This window comes from Streptomyces sp. CBMA29, from assembly GCF_014596445.1.
In the GTDB taxonomy this organism is placed as follows: Bacteria; Actinomycetota; Actinomycetes; order Streptomycetales; family Streptomycetaceae; genus Actinacidiphila.
In genome coordinates this window covers 134,181-154,234 of record NZ_MECL01000224.1, presented here as the reverse complement: position 1 = coordinate 154,234, position 20,054 = coordinate 134,181, and the positions used below count along the sequence as shown (strand labels likewise).

The following is a 20,054-nucleotide window of genomic DNA, read 5'->3' as shown; positions in this document are numbered from 1 at the left end:
TGGCGGTACCCCGTCAGGAACTACGCGCGTCCCGCGGCCTCGTCGAACTCCTTGACCAGGCGGCGCGGAGCCGTGCGGCGCCAGGCATCGGTGAGGAGTTCCGCGAGCTCGTCCGGGTCGACGGAGTCCAGGGCGGCGCGCACCCAGCCGAAGCGGCCGACGTAGGGGGCGGGCGAGAAGGCGCCGGGGTCGGCGGCGATCAGCTCGGCCTGATCCTCCTTGGACGCCTTCAGCGACACATGGGCGCCGTCGGGGTTGCCCATGGCGAAGATCTTCTCGCCGACCCGGAAGGTGTGCTCGCTGCCCCAGGTGATCTGCCGGTGCGCCCGCGGCAGCGACAGGGCGCTGTCCGCGAACTCCTCGAAGGTGGCCATGCGGCCAGCGTAGAACGGCCCTGTGACAGCCCGCTCCCGAAGCCGACTCCCGAAAGCCCGTCCCCGAAGCCAGCCCGGAGGGACCGAGGCTCGGCCCAGCCCTCAGGCGAGCCCCGAGGTGCAGGTTCTGTCCGCGTCCTGGCAGGCGACCGCCGCGTAGTTGCCCAGGGCGATCTGCGTGAAGTTGGCGAGGCTGGTGGTGCCGGGCGCGAAGTAGCCGGGGTGCCCGCTGGCTCCGGCGGCGCTGATCACCCGGGCGCCGAAGGAGTCGTTGACCGGGTCGGCGCCGTGGCCGAGCCCGGCGATCTCCAGGTGCGGCACATCGCTGATCCAGTCGGAGCTGTCCCGCGCCGCCCATACGTGCGCCGACGTGTGGAGCTGCGAGGCGCGCTGCACGCGCATGCCGGGACTGCCGAAGACCGTGATGTCGGAGACCGAGCGGCCCGGCAGGTCGGGAGCGGCCACCCCGCACAGCACCGAGCCGTAGGAGTGGCAGAAGAGCGACACCTCGGCGTGCTGCGGCAAGGCGCTGAGCAGCGCGTTCAGCCGGGTGGCGCCGCGCTCGGCCATGTTGCCCGTCGAGGCGTCCAGGCCGAGCCCCGTCGGCGTGGTGTAGTCCGCCCACGCGATCACGGCCGTCCGTACGCCGGGGTCGGCGGCGCGCTCCGCGTCGTACAGCGCCGTCGCCATGCCGACCGGGGCCGCGTACGACTTCGTGGCGCGCTCGAACGTAAGCAGGTTGGTGTCGACGCCGGGGACGACGACGGAGACCCGCTCGGCGGCCTTCAGGTCGCCGAAGACCTCCGCGACCCGGCCGGCGCCCGTCGGGTCGAAGGAGAGGATCTGCCGGTGGTCGCTGAGCAGCGAGGTGTAGCGCGCGGCCCGTCGCGCCGCGTCGATCCGGCCCGCCACCGTGAACTGGTCGCTGTGCGAGCGCGCGGTCTCGGCGGTGCGGGCCTGCTCGATGGCCGCGTGGTTGGCCCGGTAGCGCAGGGTGAGCGGCGCCCCGTTGAGATTGCCGACGATCAGCGGGTACCGCTCGGTGAGCTTGAGCCGCTGGCCGCCGGTGAGCGACGCGAAGAAGCGCGCGATCGTCCGGGCGCCGCTGTCGGGGTCCGGCAGCTTGTGCGAGGCGATGGTGCCGTGCCGCCAGGACGACAGGGCGGCGGCCCGGGGGTCGCCCGCCCCGCCGGGGCGCAGCGCCGTCCAGCCGGTGGTCGCCAGCATGATGAAGACGACCGACAGGGCCAGCAGGGCGCGGATCGACATGGGGCTCAGTCGCGCTTCGAGAAGGCTCACTCGCAGATGCCTCGCGGATTCGTCCCGGGTTCAACCGGGCGGCGGGGATATGGGGGCGGGAGATGGGGCGTCAGGTGCTGTGGGCGGTACGTGTCGGACAACGGCGTCCCTGGGCGCGGCTCCGCGCTCCAGCGTAGAAGACCCGGACGGGTGGCCGGGTCAAGGGTGAGTCAGATCACGTTTGGAAACGGAATGATCTGACCGGAGGTTACGCGGCTGCCGCCAGTCGGACGCACCCCGCCGCTGCCCGCCTCCTGCGGGAAGGCTGTAGCAAGGCCGCCGGAAGGCCCGCAGAAGGCGGTACGCGGCCGGTACGCGGCCTCCGCGCGGCATAGCGGCGCCCGCAGCGGGCAAGGGAAACGGCAGGGTCCCAGGCCGTGTCGCCGTGGGACGGGCTCCTGAGGAGGGAACCATGGCTCGACGTTTCGCCACGACCGAACGCTCCCGGCGCGGCACCCGAGTCGAAGTGGAGCGGACCGGCGGCAGGCTCGGCATCATCGGAGTCATCAGCTCGGTCGTGGGCTTCTTCGTCCTGGGCATCGTGTTCGGCCCCGTGGCGGTCGTCTGCGGCTGGCTCGCGATGGGCCGCCGCTGGAGCGGCCGCAAACCCCTGCTGGCCCTGATCGCGCTGTTCCTCGGCGCCCTCGACACCATCATCGCGGTGCTCTACGTAGCCCAGTAGCCCAGTAGAACGGCCTGCGGGGCCAGGAGGAGACCTCCTGGCCCCGCAGGCCGTTGTCGTGCGAACCCCGGGCGGAGCCTGTCAGGCGTCGCCGCCCGCCGCGCCCGGGTCGGCCGAGGCCACGTCCAGGAGCTGGTAGCGGTCGACGGCCTGCTTCAGCAGGGACCGGTCGACCTTGCCGTCGCGGGCCAGCTCGGTGAGGACCGCCAGGACCACCGACTGCGCGTCGATGTGGAAGAAGCGACGGGCCGCGCCACGGGTGTCGGCGAAGCCGAAGCCGTCCGCGCCCAGCGAGGAGTACGTGCCGGGCACCCAGCGCGAGATCTGGTCGGGCACCGCCCGCATCCAGTCCGAGACGGCCACGAAGGGCCCCTCGGCCCCGGACAGCTTGCGCGTCACGTACGGCACGCGCTGCTCCTCCTCCGGGTGCAGCAGATTGTGCTCCTCGACCGCGACGGCCTCGCGCCGCAGCTCGTTCCAGGACGTCGCGGACCATACGTCGGCCCGTACGTTCCAGTCCTCGGCGAGGATGCGCTGCGCCTCGACCGCCCACGGCACCGCGACACCCGACGCCATGATCTGCGCGGGGATCGTACCGGCCTCGCCGGCCTTGAAGCGGTGGATGCCCTTGAGGATGCCGTCCACGTCGACGTCCGCGGGCTCCGCCGGGTGCTGGATCGGCTCGTTGTAGACGGTGAGGTAGTAGAAGACGTCCTCGCCCGGCTTGCCGTCCGCGGTCTCGCCGTACATCCGGCGCAGACCGTCCTGCACGATGTGCGCGATCTCGTAGCCGAAGGCGGGGTCGTACGCGACGCAGCCGGGGTTGGTGGAGGCCAGGAGCTGCGAGTGGCCGTCCGCGTGCTGGAGGCCCTCACCGGTCAGCGTGGTGCGGCCCGCGGTCGCGCCCAGCACGAAGCCGCGCGAGAGCTGGTCGGCCATCTGCCAGAACTGGTCGCCGGTGCGCTGGAAACCGAACATCGAGTAGAAGACGTACACCGGGATCAGCGGCTCGCCGTGCGTGGCGTACGCCGAGCCCGCCGCGATCAGCGACGCCGTACAGCCCGCCTCGGAGATGCCGTCGTGCAGCATCTGCCCGGTCGGCGACTCCTTGTACGCCAGCAGCAGCTCGCGGTCGACCGACTCGTACTGCTGACCCATCGGGTTGTAGATCTTCGCGCTCGGGAAGAACGCGTCCATGCCGAAGGTGCGGTATTCGTCGGGCGCGATCAGCACGAAGCGCTTGCCGATCTCCTTGTCCCGCATGAGGTCCTTCAGGACGCGGACGAACGCCATGGTGGTGGCGATCGACTGCTGGCCCGAGCCCTTCTTCGCGGTCGCGTACGTCTTCTCCGGCGGCAGCGGCAGCGGCTTGGCCCGCACCACACGCGTGGGCACGTAACCGCCGCACGCCTTGCGGTGGTCGTGCATGTACTGGATCTCTTCGGAGTCCCGGCCGGGGTGGTAGTACGGCGGGTAGCCCTCGTCGAGCCGCTGGTCGGTGATCGGCAGGTGCAGCCGGTCGCGGAAGCGCTTGAGGTCGTCGACCGTCAGCTTCTTCATCTGGTGCGTCGCGTTGCGGCCCTCGAAGTTCGGACCCAGCGTCCAGCCCTTGATGGTCTGCGCGAGGATCACCGTCGGCTGGCCCTTGTGCTCCTTGGCCGCCGTGTAGGCCGCGAAGACCTTGCGGTGGTCGTGGCCGCCACGCCCGAGGTGCAGGATCTGCTCGTCGGACATGCCTTCGACCATCTTGCGCAGCCGCTGGTCGTCACCGAAGAAGTGCTCACGGATGTACGAACCGGTCTCGGTCGCGTACGTCTGGAACTGGCCGTCCGGGGTGGTGTTCATCTTGTTGACCAGCAGACCGTCGCGGTCCTGGGCCAGCAGCGGGTCCCAGGAACGGTCCCAGACCAGCTTGATGACGTTCCAGCCGGCGCCCCGGAACTGCGACTCCAGCTCCTGGATGATCTTGCCGTTGCCGCGGACCGGGCCGTCGAGGCGCTGGAGGTTGCAGTTGACCACGAAGGTCAGGTTGTCCAGGCCCTCACGGGCGGCGATCGAGAGCTGGCCGAGCGACTCCGGCTCGTCCATCTCGCCGTCGCCGAGGAACGCCCACACGTGCGAGGCGGAGGTGTCGGCGATGCCGCGCGCCTCCATGTAGCGGTTCATCCGGGCCTGGTAGATCGCGCCCAGCGGGCCGAGGCCCATCGAGACGGTCGGGAACTCCCAGAAGTCCGGCATCAGCCGCGGGTGCGGGTAGCTGGAAAGGCCGTTCGGCGCCTTCGACTTCTCCTGGCGGAAGGCGTCGAGCTGCGCCTCGCTCAACCGGTCGAGCAGGAAGGCGCGGGCGTAGATGCCGGGGGAGGCGTGGCCCTGGAAGAAGATCTGGTCGCCGCCGAGGCCGTCGTCCTTGCCGCGGAAGAAGTGGTTGAAGCCCACGTCGTAGAGCGAGGCGGAGGAGGCGAAGGTGGCGATGTGGCCGCCGACGCCGATCCCGGGACGCTGGGCGCGGGAGACCATGACCGCCGCGTTCCACCGGGTGGCGTTGAGGATCTTGCGCTCGATCTCCTCGTTGCCCGGGAAGAACGGCTCGTCCTTGGTGGCGATGGTGTTCACGTAGTCGGTGCTGCGCATCTCGGGCACCGCGACGCGCTTCTCGCGCGCGCGCTCGATGAGGCGGAGCATCAGATAGCGGGCCCGCTCACGGCCGCGCTCGTCGATGGCCGCATCGAGCGAGTCGAGCCATTCCGCCGTCTCCTCGGGATCGAAATCCGGGACCTGGCTGGGAAGGCCGCCAATGATGATCGGGTTGCGATCGGATCCGGAAGCCACGCTGTTCCTTCGCTGCTAGGTGGAGCTCTGCTGGGTCGCGCCGCCTCCATCGTGTACCGCGTCGTTCGAAACGTCATCTCTACCGAGCGGTAACCGCAGCTCATGAGCCGCGCGGCCCCAGGGCCGGTGGTCGGCCGGGAGCCTCCCGGCCTGAGGTTGGGGGAGGCCAAACCTGAACTCTACGCCCAGTCGCTCGTACGACCGACTCGCGGCTCCAATCACGCACAACACCGGCAAACCGCCGTGATGTGCGTCACCATTGAGTGTGCGGGTTGCGGTGACACGGTCGAATCGTCACCGTTTCGACGGTCTCGTACGCCGGGTACTTGCGCGATCCGCCCAGCCCGTGTGGACTACCGCCAATAACCCGCACAGGCGCGGGCAGATTTTCCCCATGACAGGAGGCAAAGCGTGAGCGCGACCGCGGACCACGCGGAGGAGCGGACCAACCCGGCGAGCCGGCTTGGTTTCGAGCCCGGACAGGTGGTCCAGGAGCTCGGGTACGACGAGGATTGCGACCAGGAGCTTCGAGAGGGTATCGAGGAGCTCACGGGCGAGGAGCTCGCCGATGAGGAGTACGACGACGTGCCCGACGCCGTCCTGCTGTGGTTCCGCGAGGACGACGGCGACCTCACCGACGCACTCGTCGACGCCACGTCGACGGTCGACCCCGGCGCCCCGATCTGGCTCATGACCCCGAAGACCGGCCGTGACGGCCACGTCGAGCCCAGCGAGATCGGAGAGGCCGCGCAGACCGCGGGCCTCGCCCAGACCAGCAGCGTCAACGCCGCCAAGGACTGGACCGGCAGCCGTCTCGTGACACCCAAGACGGCCCGCGCGGGGAAGCGCTAGCTTTCCCGGCACCGGCGGCCCGCCGCAGGGGTTGCGCCCCGCGGCCGTCCGCCGCCCGTCACACGCTGGCCGCGCGGTTCCCCGCACCCCCTCGGGGGAGCGGGGAACCGCGCGCTAGGCCCACCATGTGTCGCGGCCCTGCGGCGGTCGCGACGGCCGCGCCGGGTCCCGCGCCTCCCCGAGAAGGGACGCCCGCGCGATGAGCGATATCAGCGCACATCACGAGATCCCCGCGGTCGGCGCCCCGGCACCCGACTTCGCCCTGCCCGACCAGCACGGCCGTACCGTGCGCCTGGCCGACTTCCGCGGCCGGAAGAACGTCGTGCTGCTCTTCTACCCCTTCGCCTTCACCGGCGTCTGCACCGGCGAGCTGTGCGCGCTGCGCGACGAACTGCCCGCGTTCCAGAACGCGGACGTCCACCTGCTCGCCGTCTCCTGCGACTCGATGCACTCGCTGCGGGTCTTCGCCGACCAGGAGGGCCTGGACTACCCGCTGCTGTCCGACTTCTGGCCGCACGGCGCCGCCTCCCGCGCCTACGGCGTCTTCGCCGAGGACAAGGGCTGCGCCCTGCGCGGCACCTTCGTCATCGACAAGCAGGGCACCGTGCGCTGGACCGTCCTCAACGGGCTGCCGGACGCCCGCGATCTTCACGACTACACAAAGGCTCTCGAATCGCTGTAGACCTCGGGAACCCGTCACTAAGCTCGGCACGTTGATCCGGCACCAGCGCAGGATCTGTGCACGCGTACGCCACGCACACAGCACGCACGAACCGATTTGGGAGGACTCGTGGGAGTCAGCCTCAGCAAGGGTGGCAACGTCTCGCTGACCAAGGAGGCGCCGAATCTCACGGCCGTCGTCGTCGGTCTGGGCTGGGACGCCCGCACCACCACCGGCAACGACTTCGACCTCGACGCGAGCGCGCTGCTCACCAGCGACCAGGGCAAGGTGCTCTCCGACGCGCACTTCGTCTTCTTCAACAACCTCACCAGCCCCGACGGCTCCGTGGTGCACACCGGTGACAATCTCACCGGTGAGGGCGAGGGCGACGACGAGGTCATCAACGTGAATCTGGCCGGGGTCCCGGCCGACGTCGCGAAGATCGTCTTCCCCGTCTCCATCTACGAGGCCGAGAGCCGCCAGCAGAGCTTCGGCCAGGTGCGCAACGCCTACATCCGGGTGCTCAACGCGGCGGACCAGCGCGAGCTGGCCCGCTACGACCTGACCGAGGACGCCTCGACCGAGACCGCCATGGTCTTCGGCGAGCTGTACCGGCACGGCGCGGAGTGGAAGTTCCGCGCCATCGGCCAGGGCTACGCCTCGGGACTGCGCGGCATCGCCCAGGACTTCGGCGTCAACGTCTGACCGCGGTGCGGCGCCCGGCCGCGGGCGCCGCACCTTTCTGACCCACGGAGCACACCCAGACAACGGGGAGGAACGAAACACGATGGGCGTCACGCTCGCCAAGGGGGGCAATGTCTCCCTCTCCAAGGCCGCGCCGAATCTCACCAAGGTGCAGATCGGTCTCGGCTGGAGTTCCCGCTCGACCACCGGAGCCGACTTCGACCTGGACGCCAGCGCGTTGCTCTGCGGCAACGGCCGGGTCCTGGGAGACGAGTTCTTCGTCTTCTACAACAACCTCAAGAGCCCGGAGGGCTCCGTCGAGCACACCGGCGACGAACTGGTCGGCGGCACCGGCGGTGACGACGAGACGATCCTGGTGGACCTGAGCCTGGTCCCCGAGCGCGTCGACAAGATCGTCTTCCCGGTCTCGATCTACGACGCCGACGCCCGTTCGCAGACCTTCGGCCAGGTCAGCGACGCCTACATCCGGGTGCTCAACCAGGCCGACGGCGCCGAACTGGCCCGCTACGACCTGACCGAGGACGCCTCCACCGAGACCGCGATGATCTTCGGCGAGCTCTACCGCTACAGCGGCGAGTGGAAGTTCCGTGCGGTAGGTCAGGGGTACGCCTCCGGACTGCGCGGCATCGCCCTAGACTTCGGGGTCAACGTTTCGTAAAGCCGCGTACCTCGCGGGGGTCCTCGTGATCATCAGGGAAATAGGTAGGTAGCGCCAGTGCTCCTCAGAACATTCGGCTGGTCGTTCGGCGTCACCATCGCCGGACTGGTCCTGGCCTTCATCCTCTGGGACTGGAAGGGCCTGGCGATCGTCGCGATCCTGTCCGTCCTGGAGATCTCACTCTCGTTCGACAACGCGGTGATCAACGCGGGCATTCTCCGCAAAATGAACGCCTTCTGGCAGAAGATGTTCCTCACCATCGGCGTGCTGATCGCCGTCTTCGGTATGAGGCTCGTCTTCCCGATCGTCATCGTCGCGATCACGGCCAAGCTCAGTCCGTGGGAAGCGGTCAAGGTCGCGATCAACGACCACGACCGCTACGAGGCGCTGGTCACCGGCGCGCACCCGGCGATCGCCGCCTTCGGCGGCATGTTCCTGCTGATGATTTTCCTCGACTTCATCTTCGAGGAGCGGGAGATCACCTGGCTGGGCTGGCTGGAGAAGCCGCTGGCCAAGGTCGGCAAGCTGGACATGCTCTCCGTCGTGGTCGCGCTGGTCGTGCTGCTCGTCGCCGCCACCACCGTCGCCACCGGCGTCCCGCTGCACGGCGGTCACGGCACCATCGACAAGGGCGAGACGGTGCTGCTGGCGGGTGTCGGCGGCCTGCTCACGTATCTCGTCGTCGGCGGTGTCTCCAGCTTCTTCGAGGAGCGGCTGGAGGATGACGAGGACGGCGAGGACGACGAAGGCGCTGCGGGCGCCGCCGGCGCGGAAGCGGGCGCAGCGGTGCCCGTCGCGGCGAAGAACGGCAACGGCGTCAGCACCGGACAGGTCGTGGGCCTGGCGGGCAAGGCCGCGTTCTTCATGTTCCTCTACCTCGAAGTCATCGACGCCTCCTTCTCCTTCGACGGTGTCGTCGGCGCCTTCGCGGTCAGCAACGACATCTTCGAGATCGCGCTGGGTCTCGGCATCGGCGCGATGTACATCAGGTCGCTGACCGTCTTCCTGGTCCGCAAGGGCACCCTGGACGACTACGTCTACCTGGAGCACGGCGCGCACTACGCGATCGGCGCGCTGGCCGTCATCCTGCTCGTCACGATCAAGTACGACGTCAGTGAGGTCATCACCGGTCTGGTCGGTGTGGTGCTGATCGCCGCTTCGTACTGGTCCTCGGTGGTACGCAACCGCCGACTCGGGGAAGACTCCGAGCAACCGGACGGTGACAAGGACGGCGACAAGGCGGAAGTCGCGAGCGGGGTCTGACCCCGGTCGCGCCAGTGCTGCCCCCGCCGCCCGGCGGGGGCAGCCTCATGTCAGGGGAGGGCGAGGGCAGATGGCCTGGTGGAGTTTTCTGCGGCCGAGCGGCGGGCAGCAGTTCGACGTCGCGAACGCGCACACCGTGGAACTCACCAAGCGGCACCCGATGGTGTCGCTGACCAAGCAGGGAGCGGCCGTCGGCAACCTCCGGGTCAACCTCTCCTGGTCGATGCGGACATCCGACACCGGTGGCTGGGCCACCTCCAACGGCGGGTTCTTCCGCCGCCAGATCGATGTCTTCAAACCGCGCGTGGTGCAGGCGGCCGGACCCGCCATGGTCAATGTCGACCTCGACCTGGCCTGCATGTACGAACTGGCCGACGGGAGCAAGGGAGTTGTCCAGCCGCTCGGCAATCTGCTGGGCGACCTGGACGCGCCGCCGTACATCCAGATGAGCGGCGACGACCGGTTCGGCGGCACCTCGGGCGAGACGCTGTACATCAACTTCGACAAGCGGGACGAATTCCGGCGGCTGCTGGTCTTCGTCTACATCTACGACGGCACGCCCGCCTTCGACCGCACGCACGCGAAGGTCGAGATCTTCCCGACCTCGGGCCCGCGCATCGAGATCCCGCTCAACGAGCGGGAGCCGCAGGCCCGTTCGTGCGCCGTCGTGCTGATCGAGAACCGCAAGGGCGAGCTGGTGGTGCGCCGCGAGGTCAGGTACGTCTACGGCTTCCAGGCCGAGATCGACCGGCTCTACGGCTGGGGCCTCCAGTGGGGCCGCGGCTACAAGTCCAAGGTCTAGTCTTCTCTGCCGCCCTCGCGCCGCTTCGCGGGCTTCGGACGGCTGCGCCGGACTCCGTCCGGCGGGCCGCCGGGCCGGGTCAGCCGCCCGACTGGAACTGGGGTCCCTGCGGCGGCAGTTGGAAGCTGCCGTCGTTGGCGGCGGCAGCGGCGGCCACCGGCTGCGGGTAGCCGTACGCCGGGTAGCCCTGCTGGGGCTGCTGGTGGACCGGCGGGGCCGTGGTGGCCGCCACGGGCTGCGGGTAGCCGTAGGCGGGCTGTGCGGGCACGTGGCCGGGCGAGGGCGCCTGGAGCGGGTATCCGTACGCACTGGTGGGCGCCGGCTCCGGCTCCTGGGCGTACGGCGCGGTCTGCTGGGACACCGGCCCGGCCGTGGGCGGCGCCGCCGGGGAGACGGTGGGCGGCGCGGTCGTGGCCGGTACGGCGGTACGGTCGGAGTCGCCGCCCTCGACGTCGTCCACCGCGATGCCGAATTCGGTGGCCACGCCGACCAGACCGGTGTCGTACCCCTGGCCCAGGGCGCGGAATTTCCAGCCGCCGTCCTTGCGGTAGATCTCGCCGCAGTTCAGGGCGGTCTCGTAGCCGGTGTCGGGGCGCACCTCGAAGGTGATGACCGGGGCGTGCTGCGGCCCCGTGGTGTCGTAGAGGAGCACGCACAGGTCCTGGACCTGGCGGAAGGGGCCGCCGTCGCAGGAGGCGACGATCACGACGCGGTCCACGTCGGGGCCGAGCGCGGCCAGGTCGACCTCGACGGTGTCGGTCAGGCTGCCGGAGACGCGCTTCTTGGGCAGGTGACGGGCGAGCCCCGAGGGGTGGCGCGGTTCGTTGTAGAAGACGAAGTCGGCGTCGGAACGGACCTTGCCGTGGGAACCGAGCAGCAGCACGGAGGCGTCAACGTCGGGGGAACCGGACGCCGGGGTCCAGCGCAGTACCGCCCGGATTCCGGGGGCGTCCAGTGGGGTGTTCGAGCCCTTCACCATCACGTGCGTCATACCGGTCATCCTGCCCTCCCCGTGGCGTGCGCCACAACGCCGGGCGTGACGGTCACGCGGCGGACCCGCCGCGGTTACCTGTTTTTCACGTGTGGAGGGAACCTCTACCCCATGCTCGCACGTACGATAATCGGCCAGATATCATCGGGCTCACTACCTCGAAATGGGGCGTATGCGACACTTCGGGCACCTCGCTCCTGAAGCCAGGAGCGAACTGTTTCACCGCGAGCCGCAGGAGTTCACTGCCGACTCGCCCGCACGCATGCTCGCGGTCGCCCTCGGCGCCACCCTCTACAGCCCCGCCACCCGCCCGCAGCTCGCGGACGACGTGGTGAAGCAGGCCGCCCGGGGTGTGGTGTCGATGGTCCTGTGCCTGGAGGACTCCATCGACGACCGCGACGTCGTCGCAGGTGAGGCCAATCTCGTCCGGCAGTTCGCCGATCTCGCGACCCGGCCGGAGGCGGCGCTTCCGCTGCTGTTCGTCCGGGTCCGCACGCCCGCGCAGATCACCGACCTGGTGACCCGGCTCGGCGGCACCGTGGAACTGCTGTCCGGATTCGTGCTGCCCAAGTTCACCGAGGAGACCGGCGTCCCGTTCCTGGAGGCCATGGCCCACGCGGAGGCCGCCAGCGGACAGCGGCTTTTCGCCATGCCCGTACTGGAGTCCCCGCAGCTCCTGCACCTGGAGAGCCGGGTCGAGACGCTCTACGGGATATCCAGGACGGTCGACAAATACCGCGAGCGGGTGCTCGCCCTGCGCCTGGGCGTCACCGACTTCTGCTCCTCCTACGGCCTGCGCCGCGCCCCCGCGATGACCGCCTACGACGTACAGATCGTCGCCTCGGTGATCGCCGACGTGGTCAACGTCCTCGGCCGCGCCGACGGCAGCGGCTTCACCGTGACGGGACCGGTCTGGGAATATTTCAGGCACCACGAGCGGATGTTCAAGCCGCAACTGCGCCGCAGCCCCTTCACCCCCGAGGCCGAGGACCTGCGCGACACCCTCATCGAGCGCGACATGGACGGACTGCTCCGCGAGATCGAGCTGGACCGCGCCAACGGCCTCCAGGGCAAGACCTGCATCCACCCCACCCACGTGCCCGTCGTGCACGCGCTGAGCGTCGTCACTCACGAGGAGTTCTGCGACGCGGCCGACATACTCGACGAGGACCGCTCCGGCGGCGGCGTCATGCGCTCCGCGTACACCAACAAGATGAACGAGGTGAAGCCGCACCGCGCCTGGGCGGAGCGCACCATGCGCCGCGCCGAGGTTTTCGGCGTCGCCCAGGAGGACATCGGCTTCGTGGAACTGCTCGCGGCGAGCCTGCCGCAGTCCTGAGCGCGGTCCCGGAACAGCCTTCAGCGCAGTCCTGAGCACGGCCAGGAGCCGCGCCCAGCCCTGAGCACGGCCCCCGCGCCGCGCTCGCACCGAACGGAAGAGAAGCACCGCATGGCAACGCACACGCCCTGGCCGGGTCAGTGGGTCGCGGACCGGCTGGGCATCGGCCTGGTGGGCGAGGGCCTGCACGCAGTGCTCGGCCTCGCGCTGCGCCGCAACCCCAAGCGCGCCCACCTGCTGGTCTCCAACATCCTCGGCAAGCACGTCCCGCAGGACCCGCGCGCGGTCTACGGCTCCGCGTACGCGCTCGGCGAGCGGGTCCGCGGCCTGCTCGGCCCGGACGCGGTCGCCGACGCCGTGGTCCTCGGCTACGCCGAGACCGCGACAGGGCTCGGCCACTGCGTCGCCGACGGCATCGGCGGTGTGCCGTACCTGCACTCCACCCGGCGCGAGGTCGCGGGCGTCGCGGCGGGCGGCGGCTTCCAGGAGGAGCACAGCCACGCCACCGGACACCTGCTGCTCCCCGAGGACCCGGCGCTGCTGGCGGGCAGCGGCCCGCTGGTCCTGGTCGACGACGAGTTCTCCACCGGCCAGACCATCCTCAACACTATCCGTGACCTGCACGGACGGCACCCGCGCGAGCGGTACGTGGTGGTCGCGCTGACCGACATGCGGTCCGCCGCCGACCGGGCCAGGATGGACGACTTCGCCGCCGGCCTCGGCGCCCGCGTGGACGTCGTCGCCCTGGTCGCGGGCGCCGTCACCCTCCCCGAGGGCGTGCTGGAGCGCGGCCAGGCCCTGGTGGCCGCCCACGAGACGCCGCCGCCCGCGCCCGCCGACTTTTACGACCTCACGCACGTCGAGCTGGACTGGCCGGCCGGGGTGCCGGACGGCGGCAGGCACGGCTTCCTGCCCGAGCACCGCGCCGCCCTGGAGGCCGCGCTGCCCGCGATGGGCCGGCGGCTGGCCGCCGCTCTCCCGCCCGGCGCCCGCCGCGTCCTGGTCCTCGGCAACGAGGAGCTGATGTACGCCCCGCTGCGGCTGGCGGAGGCGCTGCGGCAGCACACCGACGGCGTGGACGTCCGCTACTCCACCACCACCCGCTCGCCGGTGCTGGCCGTCGACGACCCCGGCTACGCCATCCGCAGCCGGATCGTCTTCCCCGCCCACGACGAGCCCAGCGACGGCCCCGGCGACCGGTACGCGTACAACGTGGCGGGCGCGGGCTTCGACGCGGTCGTCTGCGTCATCGACTCCGCGGGCGAGACCCCCGAGCTGTACGGGCCCGGCGGCCTGATCGCGCAGCTCGCCGCGCACACCGGCGGCGTGCTGGTCGCCGTCGTCCCCACCTACCGGCCGCGGCCCCGGCTGCACGCCCGGTTGCGGTCCCGGCTCGCCGCCGGAACCGAGTCCCGTCCCCGACCGAACGGACACGCCGCCCCGATGAGCCCCGCCCCTGTGAGCGCCGCCGCCCGACCGCTGCCCGAGCCCCTGCGCGGCCCCGCCTTCTCGTCGTACGCGGCGGACGAGGTCGGCTGGCTGCTCAAGGACCTGTCGGAGGTCGAGCTGGAAGCGCCGACCGAGGAGCGCGAGGAGGCCATCCAGAGCGGCGGCGCGCACTACGCGGAGTCGCTGCCCGTCGAGTACCAGCCGAGCGCCGACTACCAGAACCTGTTCAAGGCGGCCCTCGACGGCTCCGCCGAACGCATCGCGCGCGCGGTCGGCGCCGTCACCGAACTCGTGCTCGCCGAGCGCGGCCCGGACGCCGTCCTGGTCTCGCTGGCCCGCGCGGGCACCCCGGTCGGCGTGCTGATGCGCCGCTGGGCCCGGCACGCGCACGGCCTGGACCTGCCGCACTACGCCGTCTCCATCGTCCGAGGCCGCGGCATCGACCGCAACGCGCTGAGCTGGCTGGCCGCCCACCACGACGCGGCGAACGCCGTGTTCGTCGACGGCTGGACGGGCAAGGGCGCCATCACCCGCGAACTGGCCGAAGCCGTCAGGGACTTCGACGGCGAAGGCGTCTTCGACCCGGGCATCGCGGTGCTCGCCGACCCCGGCGGCTGCGTGTCCACCTACGGCACCCGTGACGACTTCCTGATCCCCTCCGCGTGCCTCAACTCCACGGTCTCCGGGCTCATTTCGCGCACCGTGCTGCGCGCCGACCTGACCGGGCCCGACGACTTCCACGGCGCGAAGTTCTACCGCGAGCTGGCGGGCGCCGACGTCTCCGGGCTCTTCCTCGATACCGTCACCGCCGCCTTCGACCGGGTCGGCGACGCCGTCGCCGAGGACGTCAAGTCGCTGCGTTCAACGGACCGTTCACCCACCTGGGCGGGCTGGGCCGCGGTCGAGCGGATCAGCGAGGAGTACGGCATCGGCGACGTGAATCTCGTCAAGCCCGGCGTCGGCGAGACCACCCGCGTGCTGCTGCGCCGGGTGCCCTGGAGGATCCTCGCGCAGCGCGGTGTGGGCGCCGACCTCGACCACGTCCGCCTGCTGGCCGCGCAGCGCGGCGTACCGGTCGAGGAGGTGGACGGGCTGCCGTACTCCTGCGTGGGTCTCATCCACCCCCGCTACACCCGAGGGGCCACCGGGACCGACGGCAAGGCGGTGGAGGCGAAGTGAGTATCCGTCAGAACCGCACGCTGGTCGCCAGCGACCTCGACCGCACGCTGATCTACTCCACCGCGGCGCTCGCCCTCACCATGGCCGACGAACACGCGCCCCGCCTGCTCTGCGTCGAGGTGCACGAGGCCAAGCCGCTGTCCTACATGACCGAGACCGCGGCCGGAATGCTGGTCCGACTCGCCGCGGAGGCCGGGCAGTTCGTGCCCTCCACCACCCGCACCCGCAAGCAGTACCGCCGGATCAGCCTGCCGGGACCCCAGCCGCAGTACGCCATCTGCGCCAACGGCGGCCACCTGCTGGTCGACGGCCGCACCGACCACGACTGGAACGCCGAGATCCGCCGCCGTCTCGCCGACGGCTCCGCGCCGCTGGACGAGGTACGCGCCCACCTCGCCGCCACCGCCGACCCCGCGTGGCTGCGCAAGGAGCGCATCGCGGAAGAGCTCTTCGCCTACCTCGTGGTCGACCGCGAACGCCTCCCCGCCGGCTGGGTCAAGGAACTCGCCGCCTGGGCCGAACCCCGCGGCTGGACCGTCTCGCTCCAGGGCCGCAAGATCTACGCCGTGCCGCTGCCGCTCAGCAAGTCCGCCGCCCTCGCCGAGGTCGTCCGCCGCACCGGCGCCGACCGCGTCCTCGCCGCCGGCGACTCCCTCCTCGACGCCGATCTGCTCCTCGCCGCCGATGAGGGCTGGCGCCCCGGCCACGGCGAGCTGGCCGACTCCGGCTGGACCGCCCCCCACGTCACCGGCCTCACCACAGCCGGCGTCGCCGCCGGCGAAGAGATCATCCTCCGGATGCGCAACGCCCTCTGACGGCGCCCCCGCGGCGGGCTGCGCTGGCGCAGGACCAGGTTTTTTAGGGGCGCGGGGAACTGCGGGCTCAGCCACGACGGTGGCGCGCCTTTGAAAACCGGCCCCGGCGGGGCAGACGCTGTTTGTTTTCGGGCTCACAGCCCGGTGGGGGCGAGCCGCGCAGTTCCCCGCGCCCCTAAAAGCACGTGGCCGGCGCCCCGGCGGAGGGACCGCCCCGGGGGGCCGGGGTCAGTGCCCCGGGGCCACCACGCGAGTGCAAAAGGCGCGGGAGCGCTCTATGCGTCGCGCGTTGGGCCGCTCGCTCGCAGCGATAAAGGCTCGGGCCTCAAGCTCGCTGCGGCCCCCGCGCACGTGCCGTCGCAGCAGCCGCCGCTCACGCAGCTGACGAGGCGCGTCGACGTACCAGAGCTCGTCCAGCAGGTCACGGACCTGCTCCCAACCGGCACCGTCGTCGGCGAGGTAATTGCCCTCGGTGACGACGAGCCGGACGCCGGGCGCGACGACCAGACCGGCGGCCACCGGCTCGTCCAGACGCCGGTCGAAGTCGGGCGCGTAGACCGGGTGGTGACGGTCACCGCGCAGCCGCCGCAGCAGGTGGACGTAGCCGTCCACGTCGAACGTCTCGGGCGCGCCCTTGCGGTCCCGCAGCCCCAGCCGGTCCAACTGCGCGTTGGACAGATGGAACCCGTCCATCGGCACATACGCGGCCGTCCCCGCGCCCACCCGGTCGTTCACCCCGGACACCAGCCGCCGCGCCAGAGTCGACTTCCCGGCGGCCGGCGCGCCCGCCAGCCCCAGCAGAGCCCTCCGGCCTGGAATGCTGGGCACCAAGGCGACCACGTCATCCACGAGCATTCCGTCACCCTAGGGCCCGGACGGGCCCTGAGCGCCGCACCAGGGAGAAGACCCTTGTCCGAAACGAAGAACCCGCAGCTCACACCCGAGCTCTACGGATACGTCCTCGCGCACAACCCGCCGCTGGACGCCGTCCAGCGGGAACTGGTCGAGACCACGCACGCCCGCCTCGCCGATGTGGCCGGGCTCCAGACGGCGGAGGAGCAGGGCCCGCTGCTGGCCTTCCTGGTCCGCCTGACCGGTGCCAAGCAGATCGTGGAGGTCGGCACCTTCACCGGCTTCTCGACCCTGTCGATGGCCCAGGCCCTGCCCGCCGACGGCAGGCTCATCGCCTGTGACGTCTCCGAGGAGTGGACCGCCGTCGGCCGGGACGCCTGGGCCAAGGCGGGCGTCGCCGACCGCGTCGACCTGCGGATCGCCCCGGCCATCGACACGCTCAAGGCGCTGCCCGGGGGCCAGTGGATCGACCTGGTGTTCCTCGACGCCGACAAGGGGTCCTACACCGACTACTGGGAGGAGCTGGTGCCGCGCATGAACCCCGGCGGCCTGCTCGTCGTCGACAACACCCTCTTCCACGGCGAGGTCGTGGACGAGGACGCGACCGGTGGCGCCGCGGCCATCCGCGCGTTCAACGACCACGTACGCGCGGACGACCGGGTGGACGACGTCCTGCTCACCGTCGCGGACGGCCTGACGCTGGCCCGTAAGAACTCGTAACACCCGTAAGAACCCCTAAGAACCCCTAAGAACCCCGAAGAACCCGTAAGAAGCAGTCACTCCGGCAGGACCGTCACGGGTCAGTGCTGCGGCAGTCCGCGGGGAGGCGGCCGTCGGGTGGTCACCGCCGCCCGTGCCTCCTCCTCGCGGGCTGCCTGCTGGGGGTGGCGCTTGCGCCAGTACGGATTGTCGTGCGGCAGCCCGCCGGTCACCCGCCCGTACATGCCGAAGAACATCAGCATCACGCCGACCGCGAAGCTGAACAGCACGTTCGACATCTTGAACGCCAGAAGATTGCTGCCGGTGTCGAGCAGGGCGAGATTGACGAACCCGCTGAGCAGGAAGGCGACGCCGACGACGATGTTGAGGGTCGAGGCGAAGTTGCCGCCCTTCACCATCCCGGCGAAGAGCAGCACGCCGATGACGATGGAGATCGTGCTGAGCGCGCCGTTGGAGTTCAGCCCGGCGATCCGGCTGCCCGCCTTGGACAGGAACGACACGCCGTTGAGGAGTCCGAGGATCCCGAAGACGACCAGGATCAGGCCCATGAGACCGGCGCCGAAGCGGTACATCTGGCTCAGCTTGTGGTCCACGGGCAGATGATCGTCGAGTCGCATAGGACCGGCCTCCTTCGCTGAAGGGGAATCGAGGCCGCTGCTCCTCCAGGATAGGCCGGGGTCCGGAATCCGGCGCTCCGCGCGGGTCACCCCGGGTCACGCACCAGTGGCGCAGGGCTTCCAGCGGCGCCCGCCGTGCCGTGGTCGTTCGGCGCGGCCGGAATCCGGCACGTCTTTCCCGGCGCCGGCGCCGCCGGGGTGGCCTGTGGAGGAACGCCCTCCGCGGGCCGCGTCCCCGCTACCCTGGGCCCATGCCTCGCTACGAGTACCGCTGCAAGACCTGTGGCTCCACCTTCGAGCTGCGCCGCCCGATGTCCCAGTCGGACGCCCCGACCGCCTGCCCCAAGGGCCACGACGACACCGTGAAGCTGCTCTCGACGGTCGCGGTCGGCTCCTCCTCGTCCTCGTCCTCGTCGTCGGCCGGTCCCGCCCCGGCGAGCGGCAACGGCGGCGGCGGATGCTGCGGCGGCGGCTGCTGTAGCTGACCGGACGGGCCTGCGGGCTGGCACGGGGGCCGGTACGTCGGTACGAGCGGCGGTCGGATCGTACGACCAGCCGTCCGGAGAGCAACCGCCCGGGGAGCGACCGTCCGGAGAGCAACCGCCCGGGGGCTCAGCGTCCGGCCGCGCGGTCCTCACGGATGTTGGCCACGACGCGGTTCGCCGTCTCGCGCACCGCGGCGGTCTCGGTGAGGAACGCCCAGTAGTCCGGGTGCCTGCCCTCCAGCGCGGCCACCGCGCGGTCGAGGCGCGCCACCGCCTCGTCCAGCGGGCGGGCGTGCCGCGGCTCCGGCGTCGAACGCCCCTGCATGGCGAGGCGCTGCGCGTCCCGGATCGCGAAGCGGGTCTTCTCGACCTCGCCCTTCGGATCCTTGCTCACCTCGTTGAGCTGCCGCAGCCGGTCACCGGCCGCGGACACCGCGCCCTCCACGTCGTCCATCAGCGCCCTGACCGTCGCCAGCCGTGACGTGGCGTCCGGCCAGCGCTGCTCGTCCCGCGCCTTGCGCGCCTCGGCCAGTGCCGTCTCCGCCTGCCGTACCGCCTGCGCGGCCCGCTCGGGCACCTGCTGGAGATCCTGCCAGCACGCCAGCGAGAACCGCCGCCGCAATTCGCTGAGCACCGGGTCCACGCCCTCGGCCCGGGTCGCCAGCGCCTGCACCCGCGTGCGCAGCGAGACCAGGCGCTTGTCCATCTCCCTGGCCTGCTCGGGCAGCCGCTCCGCCTCGGTCCGCACCGCGTCCGCCTTGCGGCGTACGTCGTCGGCCCGCTGGACGGTCTCCTGCACGCCGTGCTTGCTCGCACCCTCGTTCAGCCTGGTCAGCTCGGGTGCCAGCGCGGCCAGCCGGGCCGCGAGCCCGTCCGCCTTCAGCCCGACCGCGCGGACCCCGTCCAGCGCGTTCGTCGCCGCCAGCAGCGACTGCTTGGCCCGTTCCACGGCGGGCGCCAGCCGGGCGAGTTGCGTCTCCGCCTTGCCGAGCAGTGGCGCCAGACCCGCGGAGAAACGCTCCAGCTCGGTCTTGGCCTTGTCCAGCTCGTCCTTGGCCTTCGTCAGCTCGGTGCGCGCCCGCGCCGCCGCGCCCGCGTCCAGCTCGTCCCGGTCGATGTCGTGCGCGTCCACGGTGTCGATGTAGGCCGCGCTCACCTGGTCGATGCGCTCGCCTAGGGACCGGAATCCGGCCAGCGCCCGGCGCGCCTCGGGGGAGTCGTCCACCGCCGAGATCGTCTCTATCGAGATCTCCAGATCGCGCTGCGCCGTGTCCAGCTCGTAGAACGCCTGTGACGCGGCGTCCTTCGCCGCCTGCGCCTCCGCACGGTGATTGTCGCCGCGTCGCCACCACGAACGTGCCGTCGTCACCGTGACACTCTCTCCCCGCAGATCGCCGCCGACCACCGTCGGACCCATCTTCCCACCAGGCCGCCCCGAACACACCGCCCGGTCCCCGCGGCCCCGTGGTTGCTGATCACGCC

Annotated in this window: 19 protein-coding genes; 12 read left to right on the top strand and 7 right to left on the bottom strand. The window is 71.0% G+C overall.

The features are described from left to right. Nucleotides 1-20 precede the first annotated feature (20 nt). Both BGM09_RS31420 and BGM09_RS31415 read right to left on the bottom strand, forming a co-directional pair. Nucleotides 21-374, bottom strand: coding sequence for an MmcQ/YjbR family DNA-binding protein (locus BGM09_RS31420; RefSeq protein WP_188285114.1), 354 nt, complete (start codon nt 372-374; stop codon nt 21-23). 102 nt (nt 375-476) lie between these two features. Further along, the gene (locus BGM09_RS31415; protein WP_188285113.1) at nt 477-1,643 is read right to left on the bottom strand and encodes an alpha/beta hydrolase; all 1,167 of its coding nucleotides are present in this window, start codon (nt 1,641-1,643) and stop codon (nt 477-479) included. A gap of 442 nt (nt 1,644-2,085) precedes the next feature. On the opposite strand from BGM09_RS31415, the gene BGM09_RS31410 reads away from it, so the two are divergent. Then, nucleotides 2,086-2,355 (top strand): small hydrophobic protein, encoded by a 270-nt coding sequence (locus BGM09_RS31410; protein WP_188285112.1) that lies wholly within the window; start codon nt 2,086-2,088, stop codon nt 2,353-2,355. An 81-nt stretch (nt 2,356-2,436) separates the two neighbouring features. On the opposite strand, the gene aceE is transcribed toward BGM09_RS31410, so the two are convergent. Continuing rightward, nucleotides 2,437-5,184, bottom strand: coding sequence for a pyruvate dehydrogenase (acetyl-transferring), homodimeric type (aceE, locus tag BGM09_RS31405; RefSeq protein WP_188285111.1), 2,748 nt, complete (start codon nt 5,182-5,184; stop codon nt 2,437-2,439). Nucleotides 5,185-5,595: 411 nt separating this feature from the next. Here aceE and BGM09_RS31400 point away from each other — a divergent pair, with 411 nt between their 5' ends. From BGM09_RS31400 to BGM09_RS31375, 6 genes are all read left to right on the top strand, one after another. After that, complete coding sequence (locus BGM09_RS31400; RefSeq protein ID WP_188285110.1) at nt 5,596-6,036, top strand: DUF3052 domain-containing protein; 441 nt, start codon at nt 5,596-5,598, stop codon at nt 6,034-6,036. Between the two features lie 199 nt (nt 6,037-6,235). Continuing rightward, a complete protein-coding gene (locus BGM09_RS31395) occupies nt 6,236-6,718 on the top strand; it encodes a peroxiredoxin (protein WP_188285109.1) in 483 nt (160 codons plus the stop codon). Nucleotides 6,719-6,826: 108 nt separating this feature from the next. Further along, complete coding sequence (locus BGM09_RS31390; protein WP_188285108.1) at nt 6,827-7,402, top strand: TerD family protein; 576 nt, start codon at nt 6,827-6,829, stop codon at nt 7,400-7,402. Nucleotides 7,403-7,484: 82 nt separating this feature from the next. Beyond that, entirely contained in the window at nt 7,485-8,060 is a 576-nt protein-coding gene (locus BGM09_RS31385; protein ID WP_188285107.1) for a TerD family protein, read from the top strand. A gap of 57 nt (nt 8,061-8,117) precedes the next feature. Further along, on the top strand, nt 8,118-9,323 hold the full coding sequence (locus tag BGM09_RS31380; RefSeq protein ID WP_188285106.1) for a DUF475 domain-containing protein: 1,206 nt from the start codon (nt 8,118-8,120) through the stop codon (nt 9,321-9,323). Nucleotides 9,324-9,393: 70 nt separating this feature from the next. Then, a complete protein-coding gene (locus BGM09_RS31375; RefSeq protein ID WP_188285105.1) occupies nt 9,394-10,125 on the top strand; it encodes a Tellurium resistance in 732 nt (243 codons plus the stop codon). 79 nt (nt 10,126-10,204) lie between these two features. Here the strand turns inward: BGM09_RS31375 and BGM09_RS31370 are convergent, their stop codons facing one another. Beyond that, complete coding sequence (locus tag BGM09_RS31370) at nt 10,205-11,125, bottom strand: TerD family protein (protein WP_188285104.1); 921 nt, start codon at nt 11,123-11,125, stop codon at nt 10,205-10,207. 163 nt (nt 11,126-11,288) lie between these two features. Between BGM09_RS31370 and BGM09_RS31365 the strand changes: the two genes are divergently transcribed. The 3 genes from BGM09_RS31365 to BGM09_RS31355 all read left to right on the top strand — a co-directional run bounded on the left by BGM09_RS31365 (nt 11,289) and on the right by BGM09_RS31355 (nt 15,898). Next, on the top strand, nt 11,289-12,455 hold the full coding sequence (locus tag BGM09_RS31365) for an HpcH/HpaI aldolase/citrate lyase family protein (protein WP_188285103.1): 1,167 nt from the start codon (nt 11,289-11,291) through the stop codon (nt 12,453-12,455). A gap of 111 nt (nt 12,456-12,566) precedes the next feature. Then, nucleotides 12,567-15,083: a phosphoribosyltransferase gene (locus BGM09_RS31360; RefSeq protein ID WP_188285102.1), complete on the top strand. Its 2,517-nt coding sequence runs from the start codon at nt 12,567-12,569 to the stop codon at nt 15,081-15,083. Beyond that, the gene (locus BGM09_RS31355) at nt 15,080-15,898 is read left to right on the top strand and encodes an HAD family hydrolase (RefSeq protein ID WP_411158386.1); all 819 of its coding nucleotides are present in this window, start codon (nt 15,080-15,082) and stop codon (nt 15,896-15,898) included. Before BGM09_RS31360 ends, BGM09_RS31355 begins: the two co-directional genes overlap by 4 nt. Nucleotides 15,899-16,126: 228 nt before the next feature. Here BGM09_RS31355 and BGM09_RS31350 read toward each other — a convergent pair whose 3' ends face one another. Next, a complete protein-coding gene (locus BGM09_RS31350) occupies nt 16,127-16,753 on the bottom strand; it encodes a nucleoside/nucleotide kinase family protein (RefSeq protein WP_188285101.1) in 627 nt (208 codons plus the stop codon). A gap of 54 nt (nt 16,754-16,807) precedes the next feature. On the opposite strand from BGM09_RS31350, the gene BGM09_RS31345 reads away from it, so the two are divergent. Continuing rightward, nucleotides 16,808-17,470, top strand: a complete 663-nt coding sequence (locus tag BGM09_RS31345; RefSeq protein WP_188285100.1) for an O-methyltransferase — start codon at nt 16,808-16,810, stop codon at nt 17,468-17,470. Between the two features lie 80 nt (nt 17,471-17,550). On the opposite strand, the gene BGM09_RS31340 is transcribed toward BGM09_RS31345, so the two are convergent. Then, nucleotides 17,551-18,087, bottom strand: coding sequence for a DUF4383 domain-containing protein (locus BGM09_RS31340; protein WP_188285099.1), 537 nt, complete (start codon nt 18,085-18,087; stop codon nt 17,551-17,553). Nucleotides 18,088-18,338: 251 nt separating this feature from the next. Here BGM09_RS31340 and BGM09_RS31335 point away from each other — a divergent pair, with 251 nt between their 5' ends. Then, a complete protein-coding gene (locus BGM09_RS31335; RefSeq protein WP_188285098.1) occupies nt 18,339-18,572 on the top strand; it encodes an FmdB family zinc ribbon protein in 234 nt (77 codons plus the stop codon). A gap of 127 nt (nt 18,573-18,699) precedes the next feature. On the opposite strand, the gene BGM09_RS31330 is transcribed toward BGM09_RS31335, so the two are convergent. Beyond that, on the bottom strand, nt 18,700-19,941 hold the full coding sequence (locus tag BGM09_RS31330; protein ID WP_317452969.1) for a hypothetical protein: 1,242 nt from the start codon (nt 19,939-19,941) through the stop codon (nt 18,700-18,702). Nucleotides 19,942-20,054 lie beyond the last annotated feature (113 nt).

Coding starts and splice junctions, on each gene's coding strand:
- BGM09_RS31420 (WP_188285114.1), bottom strand. CDS start 374: ATGGCCACCTTCGAGGAGTTCGCGGACAGCGCCCTGTCGCTGCCGCGG.
- BGM09_RS31415 (WP_188285113.1), bottom strand. CDS start 1,643: ATGTCGATCCGCGCCCTGCTGGCCCTGTCGGTCGTCTTCATCATGCTG.
- BGM09_RS31410 (WP_188285112.1), top strand. CDS start 2,086: ATGGCTCGACGTTTCGCCACGACCGAACGCTCCCGGCGCGGCACCCGA.
- BGM09_RS31395 (WP_188285109.1), top strand. CDS start 6,236: ATGAGCGATATCAGCGCACATCACGAGATCCCCGCGGTCGGCGCCCCG.
- BGM09_RS31385 (WP_188285107.1), top strand. CDS start 7,485: ATGGGCGTCACGCTCGCCAAGGGGGGCAATGTCTCCCTCTCCAAGGCC.
- BGM09_RS31375 (WP_188285105.1), top strand. CDS start 9,394: ATGGCCTGGTGGAGTTTTCTGCGGCCGAGCGGCGGGCAGCAGTTCGAC.
- BGM09_RS31370 (WP_188285104.1), bottom strand. CDS start 11,125: ATGACCGGTATGACGCACGTGATGGTGAAGGGCTCGAACACCCCACTG.
- BGM09_RS31365 (WP_188285103.1), top strand. CDS start 11,289: ATGCGACACTTCGGGCACCTCGCTCCTGAAGCCAGGAGCGAACTGTTT.
- BGM09_RS31360 (WP_188285102.1), top strand. CDS start 12,567: ATGGCAACGCACACGCCCTGGCCGGGTCAGTGGGTCGCGGACCGGCTG.
- BGM09_RS31350 (WP_188285101.1), bottom strand. CDS start 16,753: ATGCTCGTGGATGACGTGGTCGCCTTGGTGCCCAGCATTCCAGGCCGG.
- BGM09_RS31340 (WP_188285099.1), bottom strand. CDS start 18,087: ATGCGACTCGACGATCATCTGCCCGTGGACCACAAGCTGAGCCAGATG.
- BGM09_RS31335 (WP_188285098.1), top strand. CDS start 18,339: ATGCCTCGCTACGAGTACCGCTGCAAGACCTGTGGCTCCACCTTCGAG.